Raw genomic sequence first — 11922 nt, forward strand, 5'->3', positions numbered from 1 at the left:
ACCCAGGAGATTTCGATGAACGACACCATCGCCGATTACGTCGTCGTCGGCACCGGCTCGGCGGGCGCCGTGCTGGCCGCGCGGCTGAGCGAGCGTTCCGGCACCAGCGTCATCGCGCTGGAAGCCGGTCCAGAGGACAAGAACCAGGCCGTGCACATCCCGGCGGCGTTCTCGAAGCTGTTCCAGACCGACCTCGACTGGAACTACCTCACCACCCCGCAACCCGAACTCGGCGACCGCCAGATCTTCTGGCCACGCGGCAAGATGCTGGGTGGATCCTCGTCGATGAACGCCATGATGTGGGTACGCGGTTTCGCCGCCGACTACGACGCCTGGGCCCGCGCGGCCGGGGACGGCTGGTCGTTCGCGAACATGGTCGAGTACTTCCGCCGTATCGAATCGGTCGAGGACGCGGCCGAGCCGGACGAGGGCCGGTCCGGGCCGCTGCGGATCTCGCATCAGCGCAGCGCCCGCCGCTGGACCGAGGACTTCCTCGCGGCGGCCGAACACGCCGGGTTCAAACGTGAGCGCGCCAATCTGCCCGAACCCGAAGGGTTCTCGCAGACCATGGTGTGCCAGCGCAGAGGCGCGCGCTGGAGCACCGCCGACGCCTACCTGAAGCCCGCGCGTTCGCGGTCGAATCTCACCGTGCTCACCGGCGCGCAGGCCACCAGGGTGCTGTTCGACGGCACCCGCGCCGTCGGTGTCGAGTACCTGGCCGGCGGCACCACCCACACCGTGCGTGCCCGTGCGGAGGTGGTGCTGTGTGGCGGGGCGATCAACAGTCCGCAGCTGCTGCAGCTGTCCGGGATCGGTGATCAGGAAGAGTTGCGCCGCCACGGCATTCCGGTCGTGCACCACCTGCCGGAGGTAGGCCGCAACCTCACCGACCACCTGATCTCGCTGCTCGGTTTCGCCGTCGACGGCGACACGCTGTTCGCCGCCGAGAAGCCGACCGAGCTGCTCAACTATCTGCTCCGGCGCCAGGGCATGCTCACCTCCAATGTCGGTGAGGCGTACGGCTTCGTGCGCAGCAGGCCCGAACTGGAACTGCCGGATCTCGAGATCATCTTCGGCCCCGCCCCGTTCTACGACGAGGGAATCGGCGTCCCGCCCGGCCACGGCATCGCGCTCGGCCCGATCCTGCTCCAACCCCACAGCCGCGGCACGATCACCCTCGCCTCCGCCGACCCCACCGCCAAGCCGCTGATCGACCCCAGATACCTCTCCGATCCCGAGGGCGCCGACCGCGCCGCGCTACTGGCCGGTCTGCGCATCGCCCACCGCATCGTCACCGCCGCACCGCTCGGCGCCCGGATCGGGCACTTCCTGCAACCCAAACGCGAACAGCCGACCATCGAGGAAACCCTCGCCGACGCCCTCACCTGGCACTCGCACACTCTCTACCACCCGACCAGCACCTGCCGGATGGGCACCGACCCCGCCGCCGTCGTCACTCCCGACCTGAAGGTCCGCGGCGTGGCGGGCCTGCGCGTGGCCGACGCCTCGGTGATGCCGACCATCATCCGCGGCCACACCCACGCCCCATCGGTGGTCATCGGGGAGAAGGCGGCCGATCTGCTGCGCTGAGCCCCGGCACCGACCTGGCCCTGGTGCCCGCGCTCACCTGGCGGGCACCGAGAGTGGGTCATCCGGGCCTGCCGGGCACCAGGCGGCTCATCCGGGTCCTTCGGTTCCCGGTGCCGGCACTGCCCCGCTGAGGACTGCATCGAAACCCCCTGCGACGCAATCACTGAGCGTGCGCACGTCGGGGACCGCCGCGGTGTCGGCGTTGAGGCCGATGCAGCAGGTTCCGGCGTGGGTGGTGAGGGTGACATTGAACGAGGCGCCCAGGGTCGGGCTGAACGCGTACAGTCGCTCGATCCGCGCGCCGGCGAGATATTGCGGTAGCGGCGAGCCGGGAACATCCGAGGCGACGAAGTCGATGTGTTCCAGCATGCCGGAGATCAGGGGGACCGGGACCCGGCTGAGCACGGCGGCGACGGCACCGGAGAACGGAATGGCCGGTTCGTTGCGCTGGGCGCCGACCACCGTGTCCACCGCGCGCATCAGGGCCGTCGGGTCGGCGATATTCAGTGGAACGACGAAGCGGGCCAAGCTGATCCGGTTGCCGCCGAGCGGATCGTCCGCGCCGCGCAAGCTGATCGGCATGGTCACCCGCAACCGATCGACGGACGCGCCGTGCCCGAGGTGATAGCGGCCCAGACCGAGCAGGACCGCGGTGAGGAAGGCGTCGTTCATCGTGCACCCGGCGGCGTGCGCGCTGTGCCGCAGCCGGTCGGCGGGGATGTCGAGCACCGCGAGCGCGCGCCCGACACCACGTTCGGTCATGACCGGTGACAGCGTCGTGACAGCCGGCCGCACCAGCCGGGCCAGCGAGCCCACCGTGGCGGCACCGCCGCGCACCGACCGGAGCGGACGGGCCGGGGCGGCGCTGCTCGGCGCGGGGTTGTGGCGGCGTTCGCCGGGCGGCGCGGGTGCGGTGCCCGCGCGGCCCTCCGCGCACATCGTCGCGAGCATCCGGATGCCGCCGACACCGTCGGTGAGGCAGTGATGGACCGTCAGCACCAGCGCGGCGCGCCCGCCACCGCGGCTCGCGAGCAGCCGCGCTCGCCACAGCGGACGGCCGGGATCGAACGCCGTCATGGCCTCGACGCCGGCGAACTCGAGCACCGAGGTGAGCTCCACCGGGCGAGCCTGCTCGTCGCATCGCACATGCCAGGCCAGGTCGAACGCCCGGTCCGGCACCCAGCGTGGCGGGCGAAGACCGGCACGTCCCCCGACCAGCAGACCGCGGAACTCCGGCACCGCGCGGGTGCCGCGCTCGATCGCGGCGGCCAGACGATCTCGATCGGGGGCGGCGTCGAGCAGCAACACCGCGACGATCGTCGGCCGCAGGATCGGGTTCCGCTGGAGCCGCCAGGTGAGGAAGTCGGTCTGGGAGAGTCGGGATCCGCGCATGGGCGTCTTCTGTCGTCGTTTCGGGTCGATCACCCGAGCCTCGTCGCTCCCTGGGCGAACAGGCCAGGGCCGCAGGTCCCGTCCGGTGAGGACTTCCGTCGGCGGACGTCGAGCTACAGGCCGTGGCGGGATTCGGCACCGACGGCGTCGTGCACCCTGCGTTCGGTGGCGGCGTCGAAGGGCGGGTGGGTGTCGTGGTGCCGCGCCGCGGTCGACAACGCCCGCTCGACGTCCCGGTCGAGGAGGTAGCCGTTGATGGCGATCGCCGCCGCCGAGCCCGCGCCGGCAGCGGTGATGACCTGGGCTCGGGGATCGACCACATTGCCCGCCGCCCAGACGCCGGGGACGCTGGTGCGGCCTGCGGCGTCGACCGCGACCAGGCCACCGGGAGCGACATCACAACCCAGCTGCGTGAGCAGCGCGTCGTGCGGGACGAAGCGCGGGGCGACGACGAGCGCGGCGCGCGGCACGGAGCGGCCGTCGGCGAGTTCCACTCCCGCGAGCCGGTCGCCCGCGATGGCCAGCGATGTCACGGTGCCGTCATCGATCACGACTTCGCGGGCCGCGAGTTCGCGGCGTTGCCGGTCGGTGAGTTCGTTGCCGTTGGCGAACAACACGACGTCGCCGGTCCATTGCCGCAGCAGCAGCGCTTGATGGACCGACATGGCCGGGTTGCCGCTGACCAGGACGCCGAGGGGTTGGTCGCGGACCTCGTAGGCATGGCAGTAGGGGCAGTGGAAGATGTCCGCGCCCCAGCGCTCGCGGATGCCGGGCAGTTCCGGGAGTTCGTCGTGGAGACCGGTGCTGACCAGGATGGTGTCGGCGAGCAAGGCGGTGCCGCCGTCGAGTTCGACGGTGAATCCGGCCTCGGCGCCGCGCCAGCGCACCGAGTTCACCACACTGTCGACGAACTGAACTCCGTAGTGGGCGGCTTCCGCGCGGCCGGTGGCCAGCAGCTCGGCCGGTGCCATCCCGTCGCGGGACAGGAAGCCGTGCATGTGTGCCGCCGGGGCATTGCGAGGACGGCCGCTGTCGACGACGACGACATCGCGGCGTGCGCGACCGATTACCGTCGCCGCGGTCAATCCGGCCGCGCCGCCGCCGATGACGATGGTGTCGACGACCGTGGGTTGGTATTCGAGTGAGGACATACCCAGAGAGTGCCGATCGTTCTGCGGCGGCGGCAACTATCGTTGCCGATTCCGCAACGACAGCGCGCGTCCGGGGCGACGTTCTTCGATGCCGTCAGGCGAAATGGGTGGTGGTCGACGGTGACTCGGCATCGATGCCTGCCCACGGTGCCGCCTGTTCGAGCTCGAAGGCCAGCTCCAGCAGCGTGCGTTCGTCGCCGACCGCGGCGGAGAAGTGCGCCGCCAGGGGAAGCCCGGACCGCGTCCGGTGCAGTGGTAGCGCGAGAGCGGGCGTGCCGGCGATATTGTCCAGCGGCGCGAAACAATCGTAGGCGGCCAGTCGTTCGCGCCATGATTCGTAGGATTGACCGGGGGCCAGGTGCCCGAGTGCCGGTGTCGGGTGCGCCACTACCGGTGCGAGCAGCACATCGAACGTGTCGAACACGGACCTGAACCGGTGCTGCACCTGCCGAAGGCGATGGAGGACCAACGGGGTCAGGGCCGCCGCGCGCAGGTACTCGTCGCGGAGGCCACGGGTCGTCGCCTCCAGGTCACGCGGGGTGGGTCCGGCGGCGCCCCTCGTCATCGCGCCCGCGGTGATCGCGGTGACCAGCAGACCCATGTAGCGCAGATAATCGTGCAGGTAGTCCCGCGATACCGGGAGCCTCGCCTCGGTGACCCGGTGCCCCATCGACTCCAGCAGCTCCGCGGTGGCACGGACCGAATCCTGGGTTTCGGTGCCGATCGGCGTTCCGGTCGGCGAGTGCAGCAGCACGCCGATGTCCAGCCGGGTGCTGCTGGGCCCCAGCACCTTCCGGATGGGGCGAAGCCGAGGGTTTCGGTGGCGACGCTCGGCCTCGAACAGCAGGTGGGCGGTGTCGCGAATCGATCGGGTGAGTACACCTTGAACGGCGATGCGGTGCGGCATCACCTTTTCCGCGACATCCTGGACGATCCTGCCGCGGGACGGCTTGAGTCCGACCAGCCCGCACGCCGCCGCCGGGATGCGGATGGATCCACCGGCGTCGGTGGCGTGGGCGATCGGCACCACACCCGCCGCGACCAGCGCCGCCGCACCACCCGAGGATCCGCCTGCGGAGTAGTCGAGGTTCCACGGATTCCGGACCGGCTCCTCGAGCGTGTACTCGGTGGTGACGTTGAAGGCGAACTCGGGCAGGCGGGATTTCCCGATGGGGACCATGCCCGTATCCAGCATCTGCTCCACGAACCGTCCGTCGGCGGTGGGACTGGCGAGCGAGGACGACGAATGACCGAATCGCATCGGCAGACCTGCCAGCGCGGTGTTGTCCTTGATCACCGTCGGTACTCCCGCGAACGCGCCGTCGCGGCAGGCCGCGCCGGCCGACAGCGCGCGATCGAAGTCCGTGCAGGCGAGCCCGTGCACCACCGGATCGAGTTCTCGGGCTCGTTCGATCGCTGCCCGTACGGTCTCCTGCGCCGAGACCTCGCCCGCGGCGACGCGGTCGGCGACCCCACAGGCATCCAGTCGACCGAGTGCGTCGTCCCGGAACGTGTGCACGCGTTGTGTCTTCATCTCTCGAGCCTCATCTCGCGCCGTGCGCGTTCCGTCCGCGGGGCCGACGTGAACTCGCTTGTGGAGCAACTCCTTCGGGTGTTGCTTGCGAGAATGGTGCAGGGGAGGACCGGGCAGGACAATTAAGCTTGCCGTTTCCGGGACGGGTGGGCCGCGAGGGAGAAACTGCCGGACGGGGCGAGGGGCCGAGCCTCGCAGCCGCCGGTCGGCTGCGAGGCTCGGCCCCTCGGTTCGTACAGGTGGTCAGCGAGGCGCGCGCGGCAACGGTTCGTGCTGTCGCGGCACCTGATCATCGGCCGCCCGGACTGTCACCTGGGCGGCAGATCATAGGGCAGGACGCTGATTCCGTAGCTTTCCGCGAGGATCGGGCATTCGCCACCTCCGGGCGGCGCCTCCTGTGCGGGATCCTCGAGGACTATGCCGTCCTCGAGGAACATCTTCTCCAGGCCCGACGGCGCCTCGAGGATCAGCATGCGAGCATCCCGCTCGGTCTCGTTGCGGAACCCACGAACCACACCCGTGGAGGCATTCACGAAAGTCCCGGCCACGGCCGGGACTCGGCCGGATTCGGTGTAGAAGGCGACTTCGCCGTCGAGGACGAAGAACCCCTCTTCCTCGCGGCTGTGCACATGGAACGGCGCTCCTTCGCCGGGGCGCAAGGTGGCCTCGAACAACGCGTACTTGCCATTGGTCTCGGACCCGGTCGCCAGGTAGCGGTACACGATTCCGCCGGAAGCGACGCGAAGTCCTTCCGTCGACGTGCACACTGTGGGAAGCCGTAGCTCCTCGGCTGTTGTCGTTCCTTCGCTGGAGCCGGGCAGTTCATGGAAGCTGTCATCTGGTCGCATGGGTCGAGCGTGTCGGCGCCGACGTGCCACCGGCAACTTTCCTTGCCGTTTTCGGGACGGGCCGAGCCGGTGGTTTGCCGCTGTGTGGACGGCCGGGTCGCGGGCGACGGTGGCGAATCCAGCGTGTCGAGCGGTGGCGACTACCCGCGACGGGCCACCCGGAGCCGGAAACCTCGCGGCTTGAGGGTGATCTGCTCGGCGATGTCGAGCTCGTAGCCGGGATCGTGCTCGAAGTCGAACTGGTGCAGGAGATAGGTCAGCGCGAGCATGATCTCGTGGTAGGCGAATTGGCGGCCGATGCAGGCGCGCAGACCGGTCCCGAAGGGTTTGTAGACGCGGCGGTTGTCGGTCTCGGCGAGGTTGGTTCTGAGCCAGCGGTCGGGCTCGAACCGGTCGGCGTCCGCACCCCACGCTCTCTTGTCGCGATGGGCCTGCAGCGTGAGGACGAAGACCCACTCGCCGGGCTTGAAGTGGTACCCGTCGCCGATCGTGACATCGGTGACCGCCTCGCGGAAGTACCCGGGCGCCACCGGCCAGAGCCGGAGCGTTTCGTCGACGACGCGGCGGACCGAACGCAACTTGGCCACGTCCTCGAAGGCGATGTCAGGCCGGTCGCGGCCCGGGAATCGCTGGTCTATCTCGGCGCGTACCTTCGCCGCGGCGTCCGGGTTTCGCGCCAGTTCGTAGAGCGCGAACGCGAGGATTCCGGCGCTGGTCTCATGACCCGCGACGAGGAACGTAAAGATCTGGTGCCGGATATTGGCATCGGAGAGCCGCTCGCCGGTATCGGGATCGGCCACGGTGAGCATGCGATCGAGCAGGTCGCCGTGCGAGCCGACGGTGCCGCCGGCTTTGCGGGCCGCGATCACCTCGTCGACGATCCGCTGGGTGGTGGCGATATCGAGTTTGTGCTGCGCGGCTGCCCTGCGCCCGACTGTCTTCTCCAGGAACATCGGCAGATTGGCATAGCTGTTGATGTAGCGCAGTGAGCGCAGCATCGCCGCGACGAAGGGATGGGGGGTATCCCGGCCGAAGGATTCGAAGTCGTAGCCACCGAAACCGGCGCGCGCGATCACCTCCAAGGTGAAGCGGTTCATGTCCTCGGCGATGTCGATCCACTCGCCGGTCCGATCGCCCCAGTGGTCTAGCAGTTCGTCGGCGACCCCGCACATCGTGTCGTGATAGCCGCGCATCGACTGCGCCGTGAAACTCGGTGCCAGGATATTGTGCGCCTTGTGCCAATTCGGCTCGTGGTTGTAGGCCGTGAACAGACCGTCCCGAGCGATCGGCCGGAGCTTCTTGAACAACACGCCGACGTGTTTGGTCCAGTTCTTCTCGTCGTTGACCTCGTTGATCAGATCGGTGCCCGACACGACGACCATCGGCCAACCCATGATCCTGCGCTCGAAGATGTCACCGAGGTTCCGCGCGTCACGCCACGACATCTGAACAGGTTTGACCGGATCGGTGGTCAGCAGGTCGCCGAACCACGGCAGCCGGAACTTCGGGTGGGGCAGGGCACGGCGGGGCACCGAGGTGGTGTCGACCATGGGGTAGCTCCTATCTGGCCACAGACCGGTCGAGACGGCTGTGGTCGTGGGTGGTGAGCAGGCTGCGGGCGCGTGGCCATTCGTCGGCCAGCGCTAGCAGTTCCATCAGCTCCGCGGTGAGATCGTGTGCTCCCAGGCGGATTTCGGTGCGGGGGGACGTGCGGTTGATCCGCGGCGTGCGGCCACCTGCTTTGGCGGCGATCGCCGCCGCGATCCGCCGCGCGTTGTCCACCGCGCCGCCGCCGGCAGGCCGAAGTTCCTCGCCTGCACCGGTGTAGCGCTCGAGGTCGAGCAGGCTGTCGCGGATCTCCATGGTCATGCGGTGTAGCAGGACCGCCGGGTCGATCTCGCCGCCGCGACCGCTTGGCAGATCGAGCACAACCTGGGGCACCGCGGCAGTCAGATCGGCCCACAGCGGGTGGAGGCGCCGCCGGTACCGGCTGACGCGGTCCCAGCCGAGCCTGACGAGAAGAGCACCGGCCAAGGGGATGACTGTGATGCCGACGAGCAGGACCGTCGCGGCGACGAACGTCACTGCGTCTCTCCGCATCTCGGGATCAGAGATCGGCTGTTCGGTCAGGACACAGGTGACCGCTTCGACAACGCTGAAGGTCATGTCGGCACAAAGTCCGACGCCGGTGAGCACGATGACGGCGAAGACCGCGCGTTCGTGGCGGGTCGCGTCGCGCTGACGCATCTCCCGGATACAGATCCGCATGAGCAACGTCATGGCGGCCGCGATGGGGAGGCAGTACACGATCAGGAAGACCACCGCGGGCCAGCCGAGGAACTGATCGATGAGCAGGTTCGCCCGCCGCGCGGGTGTCCCGGCGATCAAGAGGATTACGGTGCAGGCGACAACGAACAGGTCGTAGCGGCGTTGCCGTCGCCAGGCTGTCGCGGTGTCAGCGCCTCCCCACAGCTCGGCTATCCCGTAGAGGCTGGACACGATCAGCAAGACCGGGCCGTGCGACACCTGGCGGGCCAGGTTCACGACATTGTCGTCGTCGCCGGGCAGGATCCAGGCCAGGCCGTGCTGGAACCATGACTCGCGCAACAGCATGCCGACCAGCGCGGCGGCGATCGCGCGGTTGATCAGCCGGTCCACCGTGGTCTCGTTCAGCAGCAGAGTGCGCCCGGTGAGGGTGACGATGATGCCGACGATGATCGGCACACTCAGCGCAGTCGGAAGGTGGGAGGTCATCTCACCGATGCCGAGACCGGAAGAACGTCGAACGGATTCGGCTCGGTGTTCGTTGGGGGAGCATGGCGTGGACCATCAGGAGGTCGGCGAAGGTCTCGGCATCGCGCTCGCGGTCGGTGCTGTAGTCCTGTCGTCGGAGCACGCTGCGGATGCTTTCCGTCGACAGGGAAGGCATCAAGTCGTGCAACGGCAGCGCGTCGGTCGCCTCGATCGAGCCGGTTGCGGCCTGGTCGTGCCCGAGCAGCATGTGCCCGATCTCGTGGGCGATGATGTGGTAGGCATGCGACTCGGTCGCGCCGCCGTACATGACGACGTCGTCGTGTTCGCGGGCGATCCACAACCCGCTCCCGGTTCCACATCCGGTACCGGCCAGCGCCTGTGGGTCGATCGGGCACAACACGATCGGGCGCCCGCGGTGCTCGGCGACGCGATTGACGTACTCGACCGGATCCCAGGGGTAGGGGATCGGTGCCGCGCGCGTCAATTCCTCGAACATCTGCTGGTCGATCGTCACTCGGGCCGCCTACCGCTTCTCGTCGAGCTCGGCCAGCCGCGCCAGCACTGCGGTGAGCTGCCCGGAATCGACGCCGGCGCCCCTGAGCGCGAGGTGCTTGACCCCCGCATCACGCGCCGCGGCCAGCAATCGCAGGTCCTGATCGATACCGGCCACGACCTGCGGCTCGGTATTGCCCAAATAGATGCCCGGCACCGAGAAATGCTGCGCGACACCGGAAAGGAGGTCCGGGTCGGCGGTGCCGTCGTCGTGGTCGCCCGCCCGCAGGCGGATGAGCTCGACGTCCTCGACGTCTCTACGGATGAGGTCGCTGACAGACCGCGCGACGAACTCCACCGATTGTTCGGGTTCCGATCCCGAATGGAAGGTCCTGAACAGCTGGTCGACCCTTGCGCTCAAGGGAGGTAGCGATGCGCTGTCACCCGGCATGCCTCTCACCTCCTGTGCTGCTCGGCCCGACGCTCGAACATCTGCCGCAAGTCCGCCGAGAGACCGTCGGCGAATCTACCACCGGCGAGGTAACGCCGGTACAAACGATCCTCGACGTTCGGGTCGTCGCTCGCAACGGGAGCCGACAACGATTCCCCGAGAACGACTTCCAACCCAGTATGGATGGCACCCTGAGATCGGTTACGCGCCATGATATCCGAGATCCATTGCCCGACAATCAGGTTGACCTCGTTATCGAGACGCGCAGCGACCTCGCGCAGAACGGCGGGTTCGGAGCCGCCGTCGAGTGCGGCGTGGAGATCGGCTTGGATCTCCATCAGTCCCGAGATCCGCTCCAGCGGAACCTCGATGGCGCCGCCGGTCAGTCGCAGCGGCTCGCTGCCTCGCCGCTCGTCCTCCAGCCGGACCGGCTCGGCTGCCTGCCAGTAGGCGGCCGCTGCCGAGCCGGATGCCCACCGCAGCGATCTGTCGAGGCGGTCGAAGGTCGTCGTCTTGGGGTTGCTGATCTTGCCCGCCTCGATCTTGACCATCGTCGGCTTCGACGGCCCACCTGCTGCCGCGACAGCGGCGAAGGACATGTTGAGCTGTCGCTCGCGGCGTTCCCTGACGAACCCCGCGAGGATCTCGGCATGTCCTCCTGGCATGGGCCACATCGTAGCGATAATTGACCGGTTTCTTGCCAATCCCACCCATCGGCTCCCGTTGGATGAAGAGTTTACGGTCATTTTTAACCAAAAATTATTGCCCATGGCCGCTGCGGTTGGCTAGGCTCGGCCGTGTCGCCCGCGGCCGGCTAGGCGGATCGTGGACACCGAAGGGGGGTGTCCACGATCCGGACTGTCGAGAGCGTCTCGGAGTTGGTTGTCCTTCGCGACCCCTACGATCGATGCACACGACATGATCACGGAGATCACGTCATCGCACTGCGCGGGCGTCGCGGTCCGCAAGAAGGGGGAACGATCGTATGGTGCGCTCTGCCCTCGAGATGCACGCGTACTTGATCGGCCAGGTCAACAGCATGGTGCGCCGATTGGGCATGTACGGCGGGGAGCCTGCTTTGTGGACACTCTTCGACCACCTCTTCTATCTCGAGGACGACGGCCAGGGGATAGCGGATATCTATCAGTCGTGGCGCGATCGAAACGCCTTCACTCCCACGGGTGCCCAAGGAGCCCTCAGGCGCTTGCTACCGCACGACCTGAAGTCGGCATTGCCGTCAATGTATGCCGAAGCCGCCCGGAACCGCGGCTGGCTCAGACTGGATCGGACGTTGACGCAGGACGAGTACGCCGAGGTGCGCACTTCGATCGAACCCTTCGCCGAGAGAGACCGCACCTGGAGCGATATCGTCGACGCCTTCGGTCGACCCAGCGTGCTGTTCGGTGGGACGAACCCGCTATACGAGAAGACGCTTGCGTACGCGACCGCTGACTCGTCGGACCCGATGGTGATCTTCCATCTGTGGAACGGTGTCGACACCGACACACAACCACGTTGGCCGCCGAAGTACGCCGACCCGATGCTGCTCGCGATCCGCTGCGGCACCGGTTCGCTGGCCGATTCCTTCGTCTTCACCCCCGAAGGGAACCGGCGTCGTCCCGCGGAGCATGTGGCCTGAACTCGGCGTAGCGCGCTAGTGTCCGGCCCGGTCGTCCAGACGGGACGGTGAGCGCGGAACGTGGGGGATGT

At 68.1% G+C, this 11922-nt stretch carries 11 protein-coding genes; 2 read left to right on the forward strand and 9 right to left on the reverse strand.

What is annotated here, in order from left to right; all coding sequences use genetic code 11:
- Positions 1-15 precede the first annotated feature (15 nt).
- A complete protein-coding gene (locus ACFOW8_RS15750; RefSeq protein WP_378551368.1) occupies positions 16-1590 on the forward strand; it encodes a GMC family oxidoreductase in 1575 nt (524 codons plus the stop codon).
- Positions 1591-1677: 87 nt separating this feature from the next.
- Here ACFOW8_RS15750 and ACFOW8_RS15755 read toward each other — a convergent pair whose 3' ends face one another.
- From ACFOW8_RS15755 to ACFOW8_RS15795, 9 genes are all read right to left on the reverse strand, one after another.
- Positions 1678-2982 carry a wax ester/triacylglycerol synthase domain-containing protein gene (locus ACFOW8_RS15755; protein ID WP_378551369.1) on the reverse strand — a complete coding sequence of 435 codons (1305 nt, stop codon included), beginning with the start codon at positions 2980-2982 and terminating at the stop codon, positions 1678-1680.
- Positions 2983-3095: 113 nt separating this feature from the next.
- Positions 3096-4133: an NAD(P)/FAD-dependent oxidoreductase gene (locus tag ACFOW8_RS15760; RefSeq protein ID WP_378551370.1), complete on the reverse strand. Its 1038-nt coding sequence runs from the start codon at positions 4131-4133 to the stop codon at positions 3096-3098.
- Positions 4134-4227: 94 nt separating this feature from the next.
- Complete coding sequence (locus tag ACFOW8_RS15765) at positions 4228-5667, reverse strand: amidase (RefSeq protein WP_378551371.1); 1440 nt, start codon at positions 5665-5667, stop codon at positions 4228-4230.
- 308 nt (positions 5668-5975) lie between these two features.
- Positions 5976-6515 (reverse strand): cupin domain-containing protein, encoded by a 540-nt coding sequence (locus ACFOW8_RS15770; RefSeq protein ID WP_378551372.1) that lies wholly within the window; start codon positions 6513-6515, stop codon positions 5976-5978.
- Between the two features lie 140 nt (positions 6516-6655).
- Positions 6656-8065 (reverse strand): cytochrome P450, encoded by a 1410-nt coding sequence (locus ACFOW8_RS15775; RefSeq protein WP_378551373.1) that lies wholly within the window; start codon positions 8063-8065, stop codon positions 6656-6658.
- 10 nt (positions 8066-8075) lie between these two features.
- Positions 8076-9269: an MAB_1171c family putative transporter gene (locus ACFOW8_RS15780; RefSeq protein WP_378551374.1), complete on the reverse strand. Its 1194-nt coding sequence runs from the start codon at positions 9267-9269 to the stop codon at positions 8076-8078.
- A gap of 1 nt (position 9270) precedes the next feature.
- Positions 9271-9783: a hypothetical protein gene (locus ACFOW8_RS15785; RefSeq protein WP_378551375.1), complete on the reverse strand. Its 513-nt coding sequence runs from the start codon at positions 9781-9783 to the stop codon at positions 9271-9273.
- 9 nt (positions 9784-9792) lie between these two features.
- The gene (locus ACFOW8_RS15790) at positions 9793-10212 is read right to left on the reverse strand and encodes a hypothetical protein (RefSeq protein WP_378551376.1); all 420 of its coding nucleotides are present in this window, start codon (positions 10210-10212) and stop codon (positions 9793-9795) included.
- A 5-nt stretch (positions 10213-10217) separates the two neighbouring features.
- Positions 10218-10886, reverse strand: coding sequence for a hypothetical protein (locus tag ACFOW8_RS15795; protein ID WP_378551377.1), 669 nt, complete (start codon positions 10884-10886; stop codon positions 10218-10220).
- 311 nt (positions 10887-11197) lie between these two features.
- Here ACFOW8_RS15795 and ACFOW8_RS15800 point away from each other — a divergent pair, with 311 nt between their 5' ends.
- Positions 11198-11851 (forward strand): hypothetical protein, encoded by a 654-nt coding sequence (locus ACFOW8_RS15800; protein ID WP_378551378.1) that lies wholly within the window; start codon positions 11198-11200, stop codon positions 11849-11851.
- Positions 11852-11922: the final 71 nt, after the last annotated feature.

It is taken from the genome of Nocardia rhizosphaerae (assembly GCF_042650365.1).
Classification (GTDB): domain Bacteria; phylum Actinomycetota; class Actinomycetes; order Mycobacteriales; family Mycobacteriaceae; genus Nocardia; species Nocardia rhizosphaerae.

Coding starts and splice junctions, on each gene's coding strand:
- ACFOW8_RS15775 (WP_378551373.1), bottom strand. CDS start 8,065: ATGGTCGACACCACCTCGGTGCCCCGCCGTGCCCTGCCCCACCCGAAG.
- ACFOW8_RS15795 (WP_378551377.1), bottom strand. CDS start 10,886: ATGTGGCCCATGCCAGGAGGACATGCCGAGATCCTCGCGGGGTTCGTC.
- ACFOW8_RS15765 (WP_378551371.1), bottom strand. CDS start 5,667: ATGAAGACACAACGCGTGCACACGTTCCGGGACGACGCACTCGGTCGA.
- ACFOW8_RS15790 (WP_378551376.1), bottom strand. CDS start 10,212: ATGCCGGGTGACAGCGCATCGCTACCTCCCTTGAGCGCAAGGGTCGAC.
- ACFOW8_RS15755 (WP_378551369.1), bottom strand. CDS start 2,982: ATGCGCGGATCCCGACTCTCCCAGACCGACTTCCTCACCTGGCGGCTC.
- ACFOW8_RS15760 (WP_378551370.1), bottom strand. CDS start 4,133: ATGTCCTCACTCGAATACCAACCCACGGTCGTCGACACCATCGTCATC.
- ACFOW8_RS15780 (WP_378551374.1), bottom strand. CDS start 9,269: ATGACCTCCCACCTTCCGACTGCGCTGAGTGTGCCGATCATCGTCGGC.
- ACFOW8_RS15750 (WP_378551368.1), top strand. CDS start 16: ATGAACGACACCATCGCCGATTACGTCGTCGTCGGCACCGGCTCGGCG.
- ACFOW8_RS15770 (WP_378551372.1), bottom strand. CDS start 6,515: ATGCGACCAGATGACAGCTTCCATGAACTGCCCGGCTCCAGCGAAGGA.
- ACFOW8_RS15800 (WP_378551378.1), top strand. CDS start 11,198: ATGGTGCGCTCTGCCCTCGAGATGCACGCGTACTTGATCGGCCAGGTC.